Annotated in this window: 11 protein-coding genes and 1 pseudogene; 6 read left to right on the top strand and 6 right to left on the bottom strand. The window is 59.5% G+C overall.

Annotated features, from left to right (window positions below; genetic code table 11):
- Positions 1 to 66: 66 nt before the first annotated feature.
- From ACP3TY_RS09845 to ACP3TY_RS09865, 5 genes are all read left to right on the top strand, one after another.
- Positions 67 to 633 carry an RBBP9/YdeN family alpha/beta hydrolase gene (locus ACP3TY_RS09845; protein WP_426619841.1) on the top strand — a complete coding sequence of 189 codons (567 nt, stop codon included), beginning with the start codon at positions 67 to 69 and terminating at the stop codon, positions 631 to 633.
- A 127-nt stretch (positions 634 to 760) separates the two neighbouring features.
- Entirely contained in the window at positions 761 to 2773 is a 2013-nt protein-coding gene (locus ACP3TY_RS09850; protein WP_426619842.1) for a DUF1302 domain-containing protein, read from the top strand.
- A gap of 41 nt (positions 2774 to 2814) precedes the next feature.
- Positions 2815 to 4173, top strand: coding sequence for a DUF1329 domain-containing protein (locus ACP3TY_RS09855; RefSeq protein ID WP_053119489.1), 1359 nt, complete (start codon positions 2815 to 2817; stop codon positions 4171 to 4173).
- A gap of 10 nt (positions 4174 to 4183) precedes the next feature.
- Entirely contained in the window at positions 4184 to 5257 is a 1074-nt protein-coding gene (locus tag ACP3TY_RS09860; RefSeq protein ID WP_053119491.1) for a WD40/YVTN/BNR-like repeat-containing protein, read from the top strand.
- A 30-nt stretch (positions 5258 to 5287) separates the two neighbouring features.
- Positions 5288 to 7795: an efflux RND transporter permease subunit gene (locus ACP3TY_RS09865; protein WP_426619843.1), complete on the top strand. Its 2508-nt coding sequence runs from the start codon at positions 5288 to 5290 to the stop codon at positions 7793 to 7795.
- On the opposite strand, the gene ACP3TY_RS09870 is transcribed toward ACP3TY_RS09865, so the two are convergent.
- The 5 genes and pseudogenes from ACP3TY_RS09870 to ACP3TY_RS09890 form a co-directional block, all read right to left on the bottom strand.
- Positions 7767 to 10205: a TonB-dependent siderophore receptor gene (locus ACP3TY_RS09870; RefSeq protein WP_426619844.1), complete on the bottom strand. Its 2439-nt coding sequence runs from the start codon at positions 10203 to 10205 to the stop codon at positions 7767 to 7769. The genes ACP3TY_RS09865 and ACP3TY_RS09870 overlap by 29 nt on opposite strands.
- Positions 10206 to 10305: 100 nt before the next feature.
- Positions 10306 to 11274, bottom strand: a complete 969-nt coding sequence (locus ACP3TY_RS09875; protein WP_426619845.1) for a FecR domain-containing protein — start codon at positions 11272 to 11274, stop codon at positions 10306 to 10308.
- Positions 11271 to 11777, bottom strand: a complete 507-nt coding sequence (locus ACP3TY_RS09880; protein ID WP_053119498.1) for a sigma-70 family RNA polymerase sigma factor — start codon at positions 11775 to 11777, stop codon at positions 11271 to 11273. The genes ACP3TY_RS09875 and ACP3TY_RS09880 overlap by 4 nt, the downstream gene beginning before the upstream one ends.
- A 111-nt stretch (positions 11778 to 11888) precedes the next feature.
- Positions 11889 to 12625, bottom strand: a pseudogene (locus ACP3TY_RS09885) (Fic family protein).
- Entirely contained in the window at positions 12622 to 12873 is a 252-nt protein-coding gene (locus tag ACP3TY_RS09890; RefSeq protein ID WP_212549296.1) for a hypothetical protein, read from the bottom strand. The pseudogene ACP3TY_RS09885 and the gene ACP3TY_RS09890 overlap by 4 nt, the downstream one beginning before the upstream one ends.
- Before the next feature lie 239 nt (positions 12874 to 13112).
- Here ACP3TY_RS09890 and ycaC point away from each other — a divergent pair, with 239 nt between their 5' ends.
- Positions 13113 to 13745 (top strand): isochorismate family cysteine hydrolase YcaC, encoded by a 633-nt coding sequence (ycaC, locus tag ACP3TY_RS09895; RefSeq protein WP_282357886.1) that lies wholly within the window; start codon positions 13113 to 13115, stop codon positions 13743 to 13745.
- 185 nt (positions 13746 to 13930) lie between these two features.
- Here the strand turns inward: ycaC and ACP3TY_RS09900 are convergent, their stop codons facing one another.
- Positions 13931 to 16441 (bottom strand): PAS domain-containing protein, encoded by a 2511-nt coding sequence (locus tag ACP3TY_RS09900; protein ID WP_426620451.1) that lies wholly within the window; start codon positions 16439 to 16441, stop codon positions 13931 to 13933.
- Positions 16442 to 16605 lie beyond the last annotated feature (164 nt).

The raw sequence follows: 16605 nt of genomic DNA on the forward strand, positions 1-16605 counted from the left end.
GTCGACACAACAAAAAGATTCTGGCGATACAGCCAGTCGAGTCATCGAGACAGCGAAGGTGTTGACGTGGACAAATTGCAGACTGCCGCAACCGTTCTGATCGTACCCGGCCTGCGCGAGCATGTGGCCGAACATTGGCAGACGCTGCTTGAGGCGCGCCTGGAAAAAGTCCGCAGTGTGCCGCCGCTGACCACCGACAAACTCGACCTCGCTGCGCGCATTCGAGCGATTCAACAGACACTGGAGCAGATCGACGGCCCGGTGATTCTGGTCGCCCACAGCGCCGGCGTGTTGATGGTGGCGCACTGGGCGGCGCAGCACTCGCGTGCAATCAAAGGTGCATTGCTGGCGACGCCACCGGATCTCGATGCTCACTGGCCGGCGGGCTATCCGTCAGCGCAGACCCTGCAAGCGCAGGGCTGGAACCCTCTACCCCGTGGCCCATTACCGTTTCGCAGTGTGGTCGCCGCCAGCACTAACGATCCCCTCGCCAGCCTCGAAGCCGTCACCCACCTCGCCGAAGGCTGGGGCGCTGAGCTGCGCTCGCTGGGAGCTGTGGGTCATCTCAACCCGGCCGCCGGTTTTGGCGCGTGGCCGGACGCCGAACTGTTGATCCAGGAACTGGATCGTTGATTCAGACGCCGGCTGGCTGAACGCCTGCCGGCACGTGCCCTCATTTCTGAAAACGTCTTCCCGCACACCGGGAAAGCGCGAGGGCGGCTGCGCTTAAAAACAACTACAAAAAAGCGGAGAAGACACGATGCACATCACCAAGCGCCATGGGCTTGCGCCTTCGCGTTACACCTTGCTGGCCTCGGCCATGCTGGCCGCAGCGCTACCGAGCGCCCATGCGGTCGAGATCGATACGGGCAACCCGGACTGGACGGCGCGGCTGGATAACACCGTCAAATACAACTACGGCGTACGCACGGAAAGTGCCGACAAACGGATGTTGGCCACGCCAAACAACAACGACGGCGATTACAACTTCCGCAAGGCCGGCACCAACATCAGCAACCGCATCGACCTGCTGACCGAGATGGACGTGGTCTACAAAAACTCGATGGGCTTTCGCGTCAGTGCGGCCAGTTGGTACGACCAGGCCTATGAAAATACCGGCTCCAATTCCAATCCTTTCGTCAATGGCAACGACGCACGATCGGGTCTCGTCGCCAATGACCCGCGCCTGGCCGGCGTCAGCCAAGACAACGTCGGCAACGGCAGCCCGCACCTGAGTCGCTACGCCCAGCGTTATTACACCGGGCCTTCCGGGGAAATTCTCGATGCTTTTGTGTTTTACAACACGGAAATCGGCGAGCAATCGCTGCTGAGCCTCAAGGCCGGTCAACACAACGTGTTCTGGGGCGAAACGCTGCTCAACCCGGTGCATTCGGTCAGCTACGGCCAGTCCGGCCTGGATCTGGCGAAACTGTCGGCGTCACCCGGCACTGAAGCCAAGGAGCTGTTCGTCCCGCGCAAGCAATTATCGACGTCGTTCACCGTCAACCCTGAACTGACGCTGGGCGCTCAGTATTTTCTTGATTGGGACGCTGCCCGTTTGCCGGAGGCTGGCACTTACTACGGCGGCTCCGATCTGGTTGGATTCGGTGCGCAGTCTTTTCTGCTCGGCAACACCAATGGCGTGGTGCCCGGTAGCCCGCTGGGCTGCGGCGTCGCTCCGTGCAACGGCCTGACCAATGTGCGTCGCGGGCATGACCTGACGCCGGGCAGCAGTGGTGACTGGGGCGTCATGGCCAAGTGGTCGCCTGCGTGGCTCGACGGCACGCTCGGTTTTTACTACCGCAAAACCTCCGACATTCTCCCTCAAGCCTGGTTGAACGCCACCGGCCTGACATCGCTGAATGCCAACGGCAGCCGCCCGGCGGGGCAGGTGCCCGGTGTCGTCAACATCCTAAACTCATTGAGCACCAGCAGTTACCAACTGGCGTACGCAGACAACATTCAGATTTTCGGCCTGAGTTTGTCCAAAGACGTGGGCGGAGTGAGCGTCGGCTCGGATCTCAATATCCGGCACAACATGCCACTGGCGAGTATTCCGGCGATTGTCAGCTCGACCAGTCCTGCAGGGTTGGGCGCAGGTTTAGGGCTGTTGCCGGCACGCACCGCCGAGACGGGCGTGATCTACGACACGCCAAGCCGTGGCGACAGCATGAGCGCCACCGGTGACACGCTGCACTGGACGCTCAATGGTTTGATGTCACTGCCGAAGACGCCGCTGTTCGATTCGGCAACCCTGCTCTCCGAGCTGTACTACAGCAATCTACTCAAGCTCGATGACAAGAACAAAGCGCTCTACAAAGGCGAGGACAGTTATCGCGGCATCGACGCGCCCACCCGGGATAACTGGGGCATCGCGATCAACTTTACGCCGACCTGGTACCAGGTGCTGCCGGGTGTTGATTTGAATATGCCGCTGTCGATCAACGCCGGTCTGGCCGGGGTGTCGCCGGTGTCCGGTGGCGGTGCGAAAAACACCGGCAACTATGCGGTCGGCCTCGGTGCCGTGGCGTACAACAAATACTTTATCGACCTCAAATACGTCGACGCTTTCGGCAAGACCGACAAGTGCGACAACAGCGGCCTGAGCACCGGCGCCGACCAGGCCGGCAAAGGCGATGGTTCGACCCCCAACGCGTTCAGTGGCAACCAGAACTACGCCTGTTACGGCGGCGGCTACTCGGCGTTTTCCGGTGGCGGCGCGACCACGGCTGACCGTGGCGCCGTGTACCTGACGATGAAAACCACCTTCTGATTCAACCTTGGCTCAAGTCTCACAGACAGGAGAACCACACGATGAAATTCGTCCATACAATGCTCGCCGTTTCACTGACCATGGCGATCGCCGCGCAAGCGCAGGCCGCCGTTTCGGCGCAGGATGCGGCCAAACTGGGCAATAACCTCACCCTGGTCGGCGCGGAAAAAGCCGCCAATGCCGACGGTTCGATACCCGCTTATACGGGCGGGCTGACCACACCGCCGGCCACCTACAAAACCGGCGACAGCATGCGCCCGGATCCTTTCGCTGACGAGAAACCGCTGCTGGTGATCGATGGCAAGAACGTGGATCAGTACAAGGGCGAGCTCTCGGCGACGGCGGTCGAACTGGCCAAGCGTTTTGCCACGTTTCACATCAATGTCTACCCGACGCACCGCACCGTCTCGCTGCCTAAAGCGGTGCTGGACAACGGTGTGAAAAATGCCACGGGCGCCAAGTCGCTCGAAGGTGGTCTGGCCGTCGACAATGTTCTGCCGGGGGTGCCGTTTCCGATTCCGCAGTCGGGCAATGAAGCAATGTGGAATTTCCTGCTGCGCTATCAGGGCGTCAACATCAGCTCAAAATACGACTCATGGAATGTCGACGCTGCCGGGGTTGCCAGTCTGGCTATCACCGGGCAGGCGTTCATCTCCTACCCGATCTATGAAAACCTCGCGCAACCGATCAGCAGCGCTGACGTGTATTACCAGATGAAGCTGACGTACACCGGCCCGGCACGCCGTGCGGGTGAAGCGATGATGCTCAAGGACGCCGCCAACCCGTTGCAACAACCGCGTCGCGCCTGGCAATACCTGCCGGGGCAGCGCAGGGTCAAACTGGCGCCGAACCTGGCGTACGACACGCCGAACCCGGGCACTGCCGGTGCGGGTACTTATGACGATGTGTTCGTGTTCAACGGCGCACTGGATCGCTACGACTGGAAGCTGGTCGGCAAGCAGGAAATGATCGTGCCGTACAACACCTACAAACTGACCTATGCCCAGGATCCCAAGGCGTTGACCACCGCCAATCATGTAGCGCCTGACTACGTGCGTTGGGAGAAACACCGGGTCTGGGTGGTGGAAGGCAATCTCAAACCCGGCGCCCGGCACATCTATCAGAAACGCCGCTTCTATCTCGATGAGGACAGCTGGACCGCACTGGCCTCCGACCAATATGACGCCCGTGGACAGCTTTATCGCGGCTCGTTTGCCTTTCTCAGCCAGAGCTACGACAAACAGGTGCCGGACTCGACCCCTTTCATGATCTACGACCTGGTCGGCGGCACCTACAACATCAACGGCGTCGTCGGGCCTTACGGCGGCATCAAGTACATCGATCCGCTTTCGAAGGCGCAATGGTCGTCGGAGTCGTTGGCCGGCAGCGGTATTCGCTAGAGGGCGCGGTATGCATTGGCAGAAAAAATACGGCGGTGTGACGCTCGGCATGTGCCTGCTGCTGTTGCAGGGCGTCGCCCGCGCGGACGGCTATTTCGATGTGCTGGATCAGCCTGCCAGGGTCAGTGCCCTGGCAGCCAACAGTGCGCTGTCCGGCGTGGCCCGGGCAGGGGCACGACTGGTTGCTGTCGGCCAGCGCGGGCACATCGTTTACTCCGATGACGGCGGCCAGCATTGGCAACAGGCCGCCGTGCCGGTGAGCTGCGACCTCACGGCGGTGAATTTTTCTTCGCCGTCACAAGGCTGGGCGGTCGGTAACGACGGGGTGATTTTGCACAGCAGCGACGGCGGGGTGACGTGGCGCAAGCAGCTCGACGGGCGCCAGATCGGCCCTTTGCTTATCGAGCATTATCAGGCACTGGCCCGCGCCGAACCGGCTAACGAGCAATGGCCGTTGCTGGTTGCTGAAGGCCGGCGGCAGGTGGAGCAGGGCGCGGATAAACCGTTGCTCGACGTCTGGTTTGCCAATGATCAACTCGGCTATGCGGTCGGTGTCTTCAACCTGATCCTGCGCACCACGGACGGTGGCAAACACTGGATGCCGTTTCAGGATCGCACCGACAACCCGCAGGGTTTTCACCTCAATGCGATTGCCGCCACGGGTGATGCTTTGTACATCGCCGGCGAGCAGGGGCTGTTGCGTAAATGGGACGCAGCGCAACAGCGCTTCGTCGCCGTGCCCACACCCTATCAGGGCAGTTTTTTCGGCGTGCTTGGCAAACCGGGTGAAGTGATTGCTTACGGACTGCGCGGCAACCTTCTGCGCAGCACCGATGGCGGACGCAACTGGATCGCGCAGGACAGTGGCTTGCACACGAGCATTACCGCCGGGCTTGTCGACACTGACGGGCATTACCGATTGTTCACGCAGGGCGGGCAGATGCTGGTCAGCCAGGGCAATGGTGCGCAGTTGCAATGGCGGCATGAGCCCGAACCGTTACCGGTGACCGGCGCAGCACAGACGGCCGATGGCGCGATGCTGGTCGTTGGTACCCGTGGTGTTTCGACACTGCGCAAAGAATAAGAAAACAACCCTAAAGGCGAGAACCCGGATATGGGCAATATCGAACAAGACAGCATGCCGGTGATCCGTGATGTACGTGATTTCGAGTGCAACTCCGGCAGTCGGCTGGAGCGCATGGTGTTCAATTTTCGCCCGCTGTTCATGTTGCTGATGGCCATGATCACCGTGGTGCTCGGTTACATGGCCGTCACCCGTCTGGAGCTGAAACCGAGCTTCGAAAAAATGATCCCGCAGAGTCAGCCGTACATTCAGAACTACCTGGAAAACCGCCAGGCGCTGCGTGGTCTTGGCAACTCGGTGCGGGTAGTGGTCGAGAACACCCGGGGCGATATTTTCGATCCTGCCTATCTGGACGTGCTCAAACAGGTCAACGATCAATTGTTCCTCACGGCAGGCGTCGACCGCGCCTGGATGAAGTCGTTGTGGAGTCCGGCGGTACGCTGGACGGAGGTCACCGAAGAAGGCTTTCAGGGCGGCCCGGTGATGCCCGACGCCTATCAGGGCACCCCCGAGCAAATCGAGCAGTTGCGCCAGAACATCTCCCGCGCCGGCATCATCGGCAGTCTGGTGGCGAGTGATTTGAAGTCGAGCATGCTCGTGGTGCCGTTGCTGGACAAGGCTGGCGCCGGCGCTCAGCCGATCAACTACCGCGACTTCTCGCAGATGCTGGAAGAGCAATTGCGCGACAAGATCGAGTTCGCCGGTGACAGCGCTGCACGCAAGGCTGGCAAAGAAGGCGATGGCCCTTACAAAGTGCGCGTAATCGGCTTTGCCAAGCTGATGGGCGACCTGATCGATGGCCTGATTCAGGTGATGATGTTCTTCGCTCTGGCGGTGATCACATCGCTGCTCATCATTTATCTCTACACCCGGTGTGTGCGCAGTACTTTGCTGGTGGTGGGTTGCTCGTTGGTCGCAGTGGTCTGGCAACTGGGCCTTGTCGCGTGGCTGGGTTATGCCATCGATCCATACTCGGTGCTGGTGCCTTTTCTGATCTTTGCCATCGGCGTATCCCACGCCGCGCAAAAAATGAACGGCATCATGCAGGACATCGCCCGGGGCACGCACAAACTGGTCGCCGCGCGCTATACCTTTCGCCGCTTGTTCATCGCCGGTGTCACTGCGTTGTTGGCGGATGCTGTCGGGTTTGCCGTGCTGATGCTGATCGACATCCCTGTGATCAAGGATCTGGCGATCACCGCCAGTATCGGTGTCGCGGTGCTGATCTTTACCTCGTTGCTACTGATGCCGGTGGCGCTGTCCTATGTCGGCGTGGGCGCGAAGGCTGCCGAGCGTGCGCTGAAAATCGATACCCGCGCTGACCGCCACAAAGGTTTCGGCAGGTTATGGGACTGTCTCGACCGCTTCACCAGCGCCAAGTGGGCGACGGGCGCGGTGCTGGTGGCGGTGTTGATGGGGATCGGCGGATTCGCGATCAGCCTGCATCTGAAAGTCGGTGACCTGGAAAGCGGTGCGCCTGAACTGCGCGCCGACTCCCGCTACAACCGCGATAACGCCTGGATCACTGCGCATTACGCACTGTCCAGCGACCTGTTCGCGGTGATGATCAAGACCCCGCCCGAGGGCTGCCTGAGTTACAAAACACTGATCCTCGCCGATCGGCTGGCGTGGGAACTGCAACAGTCATCAGGGGTACAGGCCACCGTTTCGCTGGTCAACGCGGTTCGGCAGATCACCGCTGGTACCTATGAGGGCAACCCGAAACTGAGCAGCATCCAGCGCAATCAAGATGTCCTCAACTATGCCGCGCAGCAGGCTTCGGTCAACTCGCCAGAACTGTTCAACACCGATTGCTCGGTGATGCCGGTGATTGCTTTTCTCAAGGATCACAAGGCCGAGACCCTCGACGAGGTGGTCGCGATTGCCGACCGCTTTGCCCGTGAAAACAGCAGCGACGAGCGCCAGTTTTTGCTAGCGGCGGGCAGTGCCGGCATCGAGGCGGCAACCAATATCGTCGTGCGCGAGGCCAATCGCACCATGCTGCTGTACGTGTACGCCGCCGTCACATTGTTCTGTCTGGTGACCTTCCGCAGTTGGCGCGCGACCCTGGTGGCGTTGTTGCCGCTGGTGCTGACGTCGATTTTGTGTGAAGCGTTGATGGTGGTCATGGGCATCGGCGTGAAAGTCGCGACGTTGCCAGTGATCGCTTTGGGCGTGGGCATTGGCGTCGATTACGCGCTGTACCTGCTCAGCGTGCAGTTGCACTATCAGCGTCAAGGTCTTCCGTTATCCGCAGCGTATCGCAACGCCGTGGCGTTCACCGGGCGCGTGGTTGGGCTGGTCGGGATCACCTTGGCGGCGGGCGTGGTGTGCTGGGTCTGGTCGCCGATCAAGTTTCAGGCGGACATGGGGATTTTGCTGACGTTCATGTTTCTGTGGAACATGCTCGGAGCACTGGTGTTGATTCCAGCGTTGTCGCATTTTCTGCTGCGCGGGGTGACGGTCAAGCAATGGGTTCAGCCGCCAACCGCTGAACCCATTGAGTGCCTTAAAACTCAGGCGTGTACTTCACGCTGAACATCACATTGCGCGGGTCGCCGAAGTTGTTGTTGCCGTTGAGCTGGTTATACGCGGAGGTGTAGTAGCGTTTGTCGAAGAGGTTGTTGGCGTTCACTGCCAAGCCGATTTCCTTGCTCAACTGGTAGCCAAGGCGTGCGCTCCACACGGTGTAACCCGCCACGTCGTAGGTGTGTTCGTAACCCAGCGTATGGCTTTGCGTGGTGAAACCGAGGCCGGTGCTGACGCGTTCCCAGTCGCCGCTGAACTGGTAATCGCCCCACACGCGCAGCATGTGTTTCGGTGTCCAGGTGCTGAAGACTTTGCCTTCGTTGTCCGGGTCATCGAGGTACTTGGTGGTGTTGTAGGTGTAGCCGGCGAACAGTTGCAGATTGGTCAGCACTTCGCCGCTGATCTCGGCTTCGATGCCCTGACTGCGGACTTTGCCGGCGGCGTTGGAGCAATACCAACCGTCGCAGATCATGCCTGACGCGAGGTCGTTGACGGCGCGGTTTTCCTGGTCGTAGCGGAATACCGCCAGCGAGGTATTGACCCGGCCGTCCATCAATTCGCCCTTGAGGCCGACTTCGTAGTTACTGCCGACCACTGGTTTCAGCGTTGAACCGCTGGCGTCGCGGTTGGTTTGCGGCTCGAATACGTCGGTATAGCTGGCGTAGACCGCCCATTCGCGGCTCAGGTCATAGACGATGCCGGCGTACGGCGTGACTTCGCCGGTTTCGTTCGCGGTGCTTTCCGGCTGCTCGATCGCCGCACTGAAGGCTCTCTGTGTCGCGTACTTGTAGCTGTAGTCGTACCAACTGACGCGCGAGCCGAGCACCAGCGTCAGCGAGTCGATCGGTTTGACCCGCCAGCTGCCATACAAACCCTTCTGACGAACGTCGTACTTGCTCGGTGTGGCTTGGCCGCCCGGCGTATTGAGGATGCCTTCGTAGCTGATGTCCGGGCGATCGTGATCGATGTCGAAGATCGTGTCGGTGGTGTTGTTGTTAAAGGTTCGGGCGTATTTATCGTCGGAGGTGTATTTGGAATAGTTGCCGCCGAGCATCACTTCGTGGGCCATGGACAAGGCGTCGAAGTGGCCGGTGACGTTCATGTCGAGACCGAGTTTGGTCGCGTCGAAATCGGTGGCGAAATCGGCGTACTGAATGCCGCTGCCATCGGGATTGATCCCGTCGCCGCTGGTTTGCAGACGTTGACTTTTGCCCTTGTTGGTTTCGTCCATGCGCACCGCGCCGACCTTGAACGCCCAATCGTCGTTGAAGCTGTGCTGGAGGTCGGCGTACAGCGTGGTGACGTCGATGTCCAGATGGTTCCAGCGCGCGCCGCCGTAGGTCGAGCGCGGCACATTCAGCGGCTTGCCGTCGGAGTAGCGGGGCAGGCCACGGATCATCGGGCGCGACTCGCCATCGGAGTTGCTGATCGCCAGACCGAGTGTGGTGTCGTCACGCAGGTCGAAGTCCAGTGCGCCGTACAGCGAGTGGGTTTTGCTCCATTCGTAATCGACGAACGATTGGCTCTGGTCTTCGTCGGCAACGAAGCGACCGCGCACGCTGCCCGTCGAATTCAACGGGCCACCGGCGTCCAGTTGCAGGCCGTAGTGATCCCACGAACCGGCCTTGCCGGTGATGGTCACGGTGGGCGCGGTTTGCCCGCGCTTGCGCACCAGATTGATCGCGCCGCCGGGGCTGCCGGTGCCTTGCAGCAGGCCGGAAGCACCACGGAGGATTTCCACGCGGTCGAAGAAAATCAGATCCTGCGTCGCCCAGTTGCCCAAAGCGTAAGTGTTACGCGGGATGGGCACGCCGTCGTACTGCCAGTCATCTATCTGAAAACCGCGCGAGGTAATGATCATGCCTTTACCCACGCCCTGAAGGCCGACCAGACCGGTGGTTTTGTTGACCGCATCTTTCAGATCAACCAGATCCTGATCATCCAGCTGCTTGCGCGTCATCACGGTGATCGACTGCGGAATTTCCTTGAGCGTGTGCGTGCCTTTGCCGATGGTTACGGCGCGTGCAGCGTAAGAACCGGAGCCTTCAGTCGTGGTGCTGTCGAGGCTGCGTTCAACGATGTTGGTGGCGTCCAGTTGCAGCGAAGCGCTGTTGTCGCTGGCCGGCTCGACACTGAAGTTGCCTTGCCCCGTGACGCGCACCTGCAAACCGCTGCCCGCGAGTGCCTTTTGCAGCGCTTGCTCGGCTGGCATCTGCCCGATCACCGCCGGCGCGCGCTTGCCCTGCACCAGCGCGGGTTCCAGCGAAATGATCTGCCCGCTCTGGCCGGCAATCGCGTTTAGCGTACTGGCGAGCGGGCCGGCCGGCAGGTTGAACGATAAGTCTTGCGCCAGCGCTGAGGTGCTCAGTGTCACCAAGGCAACGGCTGCAGAAAGGTTACGGGGCCATGTGTTGAACACAACAATCTCCTGTTTTTGTTAAAGCGTCAGGAGATAGGTCGGATGAGAAATGAAAACCGGACACAAACAAGAATGATTTCCATAAAATATTTTTTCGCATTCATCGTTTGCTGATCATGGTCAGCCACGGGCTGTAGCGATCAATGCGAATCGGCAGGGTTTCGGCCAAGGCGTCCAGGGTTCGATCGGGGGCGTCGAGCGGGAACACGCCTTGCACCCGTAAGCCGCGCACTTCGGGGGCGACGCGCAGGAATCCGCGATGATAAGGGCGCAGTGCGTCGATCACTTGTTCGAGGGATTCATCGAGCACGTTCAAGCGGCCGTTCAACCATTCGGCGCGACCGCGTTCATCGTCGCTGGCCAAGGTGATGTTGCGCGTGGAGAGCAGCGCTGCCTGACCTTCCTTGACCACTCGCGTGGTGCCATCGAACAACCGCGCTTCGACCGAATGCTGCAACACCACCAGGCGGCTGGCGTCCGCTTCCTGAGCGACGAGGAAGCGAGTGCCCAACGCGCGCATTTCGCCCTCGGCGGTGCGCACGATCAGTGGGCGATTCGCATCCGGCGCGACATCGATCACCAGCTCGCCCCGGCGCAGGATGACCAGGCGCTGGCGGTCATTGAAACGCAGATCCACCGCGCTCTCGGCGTTCAGGCTCAAGCGGCTGCCATCGGCCAGATTGAAGTTCTGCCGCTGACCGCGAGCGGTGTGCAAATCGGCCAGCAGCGATTCGCCGAGCTGAGTTTTGCTGCCCAGCAACAGACCGCCGCCGAGCAGGCCGAGACCGGCGATTACGCGCAAGGCGTCGCGCCGCGAAGCCTGTGGCTTCAACAAGACCTGACGAGCTTCGCCGGCCTGACCGGGTAACCGTTGATCCAGCGTGCGAAACGGTTTGAACGTATCACCGAGGCGTTCCTGCAATGTGTCCCAAGCCTGACGGTGCGCGCGATCCATCAACAACCAGGCGTTGAAACGCTCCTGCAGTCTGGCGTCGGGCGTGCCGGCGCGCAGCTTGACCATCCAGTCGATGGCCTGCTCGGTGACCGGGTCGATGCGCCGTTTGCTCATGGCGCCACCTCGCACAGATAGCACTGCAGCAACGCCTGTTTCATGTAGCGACTGACCGTGCGCTCCGACAACCCGAGTTTCTGCGCAATCGCCACATAGCTGAGGCCATCGAGTTGGCTATAGAGGAACGTGGTTTTGACGATCAGCGGCAAGCCATCAATGGCGCGGTCAATCGCGACCAGCGCTTCGATCAGTTGCAATTGTTCTTCAGGGGAGGGCGCCAGTGCTTCGGGCAGCGTCGACAAACGCTCAAGGTAGGCCAACTCCAGCTTGCGCCGACGATGACGATCAAACACCAGACGACGGGCAATGGTCGACAGGTAAGCGCGCGGCTGTTCGATGCTGTCCGGATCAACGCGCGCCACCAGCAATTGGCAAAACGTATCGGCAACGGTGTCCTCGGCGTCCGCGTGGTTGCGCACCTGGCGATTAATATGTTGCAGCAGCCAACGGTGATGATCGCTGAAGAAAAATCCCAGCTTGCTGGACGGAGGAGAGTGCACTGGTGGGCTTTTCCAGATGTTAGTGAGAATCTCTCTCAATATTACCTGTGCCGTCAGATGCAGCGCAATGTTCCTGAAGGGCCACAAATGGGCTCTCGCACACTTCACGCGTCATTCAAGAGATTTTGCTCTGTAAGTCTTGTAGAGTTTCTGGACTTCGGGATTATCCAGTTTTTCATAGGTAATGCCTTCCTTGTCCAAACCATCCAGTCCCTTTATCCCACCAATCATTTCCGGCCATTCGTCTCGGCTGGTGATATCCATTACGAATGGTCGAAGGTATTCATCGAGATGACCTTCGCAAGGGGCGCCAATTTCGTCACTGAGCGCGCGCAGGTAAACGTCTTTATTTGTTTTTGACCAGTCGATTGCGAATCTGGCGCGGTAGCTCAACTCCATGTAGATGAGCAAAATCGTGCGGCCATTGCCATCGAGGAACGGGTGGGCGGACGCAAGCTGTCCCATCACCTCGCCTGGACGATCCCGGAAGCGTTTTTTGTTTGCGGCGAGCTCCAATGCGTATTCGACTGACCTTTTGATCAGCTCGGGGCGTTCGAATACGGTATGGCGAGGATCGTCCGGTGATCCCTTGAAAACAGCCAGGTGGGGCACGAGTTCGTTCCTGTCTTTACCTGCCCAAGGGTAAAAACCGGAGAAAAGGGTTTCGTGTGTTTTAAGTACGGCTTTGTAGTCGATGGGCTTTTTCTTGGCCAGATAGGCTAGTGGTCATCGATGCTTGTTTCAAAGGCGAGATGTTCAGATTCTTTAACTTCGAGAGGGTCTTTCAACTTAAGCGAGTTTTGCAGATAGCCTTCAGTGTCGAAATCGCCGAAGGGATCGAAAGTCATGCGCTGAGCTGCTTATTGCTGCGCCTTTTTTCCTGAAGGTACCGGCCCTGAAGGGCCATGATTTCAGACTTGCTCAGCACGCCTTTCCTTTTCAGATTGACGAGCAATTGTTCAACGCCATCGAGTTCGACGGCATCACCTGCCAGACGCGTAATCGTCACTGCCATGCGGCTCAGGCTATCGCGATCGCCGGTAACCTTATGCGCTTTGGCGAGCTTACGAACTTCAGTGGCGACACTGTCGGTCATTTTCAACGTCCTCAATTTTTCTCCCTCAAATCATAGCATGGCGTCTGATCTGTAAATTTGCCAGACAGCGCCTGACCCGTCAGCAAGCAGATTGATACGGCGAATGTACAAATGCTTATTGTCCGGTTTGGATTGACGGTGAAACGCTTTTCAGCCGATTTATCCTTTTTCAATGCGTCAGTAATCTGTACCCAACTTGAACGCAACAACAAATCCAACATTGAAAAAGGACGCACACCATGACCACTCCAACCTACAACCGCTTGAACAAAGACGACGCTATCGTGCTGCTGGTTGATCACCAGACCGGTTTGATTTCGCTGGTGCAGGACTTCTCGCCGAACGAGTTCAAAAACAACGTGCTGGCACTCGCTGACCTGGCGAAGTTCTTCAACCTGCCGACCATCCTCACCACCAGTTTCGAACAAGGCCCGAACGGCCCGCTGGTACCGGAGCTGAAAGAGATGTTCCCGGATGCGCCGTACATTGCTCGCCCAGGTCAGATCAACGCATGGGATAACGAAGACTTTGTTAAGGCGATCAAGGCGACGGGTCGCAAGCAGATCATCATTGCCGGTGTAGTGACGGATGTGTGTGTGGCGTTCCCGACGCTGTCGGCGCTGGCGGAAGGGTTTGAGGTGTTTGTGGTGACGGATGCTTCCGGTACTTTCAATACCACCGTGCAACAGGCCGCGTGGAGCCGCATGACGCAGGCCGGTGCGCAGTTAATGAACTGGTTCTCGGTGGCGTGTGAGCTGCACCGCGACTGGCGCAACGATATCGAAGGGTTGGGTAACTTGCTGTCGCAGCGGATTCCTAACTATCGCAATCTGATGAATGGCTACTCGGCGCTGACGGCTCAGCAGAAATAAACCGAAGTAGCAAAACCAAAAGCCTGCCCTGAAAAGCAGGCTTTGTCGCACCGACGCTTCACTTGTGGCGAGGGGATTTATCCCCGTTGGACTGCGCAGCAGGCCCCTGCTTTTTCAGTTAAGAAGCGGGGGCCGCTGCGCAGCCCAACGGGGATAAATCCCCTCGCCACAGTTACGGCATCATCCTATTCACCGGTGGTCGCCATCAGGCCACTGACCCGCGATACCAGTGTTTCAATAGCAAACGGCTTGGTCAGCACCTGCATCCCCGGGCCGAGCTGGCCGTTGCCGATCACCGAATGTTCCGCATAACCGGTAATGAACAACGTCTTCAACTGCGGGCGGATCTCCCGGCCGGCATCGGCCATTTGCCGGCCGTTCATGCCGCCCGGCAAACCGACGTCGGTAACCAGCAAATCGATGCGCGCATTGGAGCGCAGTGCCGCGAGCCCTTCAACGCTGTCGGCGGCGACGAGCACGTCATAACCGAGGTCGCACAGCACATCCGCCAGCAGCAGGCGCACCGTGGGTTCGTCGTCGACAATCAAAATCGTCTCGCCCACAGCGGTCACCGCAATCGATGTGCTTTGCGTGTCGTCGTGATTTTGCGGCGCCTGCCCGTGATAGCGGGGCAGGTAGATCGACATCGTGGTGCCTTGGCCCACTTGCGAATGGGCGCGTACCTGGCCACCCGATTGCTTGGTGAAACCGTAAATCATCGACAACCCCAGGCCCGTGCCCTGACCCAAAGGCTTGGTGGTGAAAAACGGGTCAAAGGCTTTGGCGATGATTTCGGCGGACATCCCGGTGCCGGTGTCGGCCACACTCAGGCAAAGGTACTGCCCGGCGGGCATCTCCAACGCCTGAGCAGATTCGTCATCCAATGTTCGATTGGCTGTTTGCACGGTGATGCGTCCGCCATCGGGCATCGCATCACGGGCGTTAATGCATAAATTCAACAGTGCGTTTTCCAACTGACTCCCATCGACCAACGCTGGCCAGAGGTCGCTTGCGCCTTCGGTTTTCAGCAGGATGCTCGGGCCGACGGTGCGCTGGATCAATTCAGTCATGCCGACAATCAAGGTATTAACGTCGGTTGGCCGTGGATCGAGTGTTTGCCTTCTGGAGAACGCCAGCAAGCGATGGGTCAGAGCAGCCGCACGTTTGGTGGCGCCCTGCGCCGTGACCATGTACTTGCCGACGTCCTCAAGACGACCTTGGGCGATGCGCCTTTCCATCAGTTCAAGCGCTGCCGAAATGCCGGCCAGCAGGTTATTGAAATCATGCGCCAGCCCACCAGTAAGTTGCCCGACGGCTTCCATTTTTTGCGATTGGCGCAGCTTCTCTTCGGCCTGCATGAGGTCAGCCGTGCGCGCCGTCACCCGTTGCTCCAAAGTGTCATTCAGCGCACGCAATGCCGAGGTTGCGCGGTCTCGTTCCGCCTCGACATTGCGCCGGGCTTCGACATCGATCAGCACACCGGGAAAGCGCAGCGGAGTGCCGTCATCGGCACATTCGACCTGCCCGTTCGCTTCAATCCAGGTGTATTTGCCATCCGCACCGCACACGCGATATTGGTGGGAATAGGGGCCGCCACGGGCGATGACTTCGTTAATCGCGCGGGTGAGTCCGCCCCTGTCATCGGGGTGCACGGTTTGCACCACTTGCTCCAGGCTCAGGCCGTCGCGACCCAGCGCCGGATCAAGGTTGAACACCCGGGCAAAGGCTTCGTCGACGGTGAAGCGATCAGTCGGTAGATGCCAGTGCCAAGTGCCGATAATTGCACCGGCGGCGAGGGCGAGTTGCACACGCTCGACGTTCTCGCGGGCAACGGCCTCGCTGACCCGCAGACGCTCTTCGGCGTCGCGACGCGCGGTCACGTCGCTGAAAAAAATCGCAATCTGTCGATCGGCAGGATCGCCAACGCGCACGGCGCGCACATCAAACCAGCGCTCAAACGTATTCGCGTAATTCTCGAAATTCGCCGGCTCGCCGGTTTTGGCTACGTGCCCGTAAGTCTCGAACCAGAAACTCTCCAGATTGGGCGCAAACTCGGTGACCCATTTACCCCGCAAGTTGACCCCGGCCTGCCGTTCGAACGCCGGGTTGGCCTCAACAAAGCAGTAATCCACCGGGCGGTCGTCAGCGTCGAATTTGACTTTGACGATGGCGAACGCCGCTTCGATGGTTTCCAGAATCGTGCGGAAGCGCTCTTCGCTGAGGCGCAAGGCATTTTCGGCATGGCGTGAGCGCGTCAGGTCGAGCATGGCGCCGATCATGCGTACGGCGCGACCGTCGGCATCGCGCATTAGATACCCGCGATCGACGACCTCTGCGTAGGAGCCGTCATCGCAGCGAAACCGGTATTCGGCGCTCCAGTCGGTCGCCGTGCCATCAATGACGGTGCGGATCGACGCCTCAACGCGCGGCCGATCCTGCGGATGAATCCGCGCAAAACACCAGTCACTGTTGGTCTCGGAGGCGGTTGCCGTGTAGCCGTAAGCCTGTTGCAGGGCTTCGTTCCAGGTGATCCGGTCAGCGGTCAGATCCCAATCCCATACCGCATCGCTGGTCGCCTTGACGGCCAACCGATAGCGCTCCCGGGTTTCGGCAACCGCACGGCTCGCCAAATGCAATTGATCAGCCAGATCCTGCGCGGTGTCCTGCTTGGTGGCTCCGGCGTTGCCCAACGCCAGACGCAGCCGCGTGACCTCGGCCTCAAGCTCCTCGCGAGTAAGATGTTCCAGGATGTCACCCTTCGTGCGTTATTGGTTTTGGGGTCTGACTGCCATTGCTCACGCAGGCGCATCACTCATTGACACGATTGACCTGCCGCACAGAGGTTAAGTTGCACCGGGAA

Source organism: Pseudomonas rustica, assembly GCF_049959085.1.
GTDB classification, from domain to species: Bacteria; Pseudomonadota; Gammaproteobacteria; order Pseudomonadales; family Pseudomonadaceae; genus Aquipseudomonas; species Aquipseudomonas rustica.

What these genes read in the sequence shown, in the direction of transcription:
- ACP3TY_RS09855 (WP_053119489.1), top strand. Translation starts at nt 2,815, where the DNA reads ATGAAATTCGTCCATACAATGCTCGCCGTTTCACTGACCATGGCGATC.
- ACP3TY_RS09850 (WP_426619842.1), top strand. Translation starts at nt 761, where the DNA reads ATGCACATCACCAAGCGCCATGGGCTTGCGCCTTCGCGTTACACCTTG.
- ACP3TY_RS09865 (WP_426619843.1), top strand. Translation starts at nt 5,288, where the DNA reads ATGGGCAATATCGAACAAGACAGCATGCCGGTGATCCGTGATGTACGT.
- ACP3TY_RS09860 (WP_053119491.1), top strand. Translation starts at nt 4,184, where the DNA reads ATGCATTGGCAGAAAAAATACGGCGGTGTGACGCTCGGCATGTGCCTG.
- ycaC (WP_282357886.1), top strand. Translation starts at nt 13,113, where the DNA reads ATGACCACTCCAACCTACAACCGCTTGAACAAAGACGACGCTATCGTG.
- ACP3TY_RS09875 (WP_426619845.1), bottom strand. Translation starts at nt 11,274, where the DNA reads ATGAGCAAACGGCGCATCGACCCGGTCACCGAGCAGGCCATCGACTGG.
- ACP3TY_RS09890 (WP_212549296.1), bottom strand. Translation starts at nt 12,873, where the DNA reads ATGACCGACAGTGTCGCCACTGAAGTTCGTAAGCTCGCCAAAGCGCAT.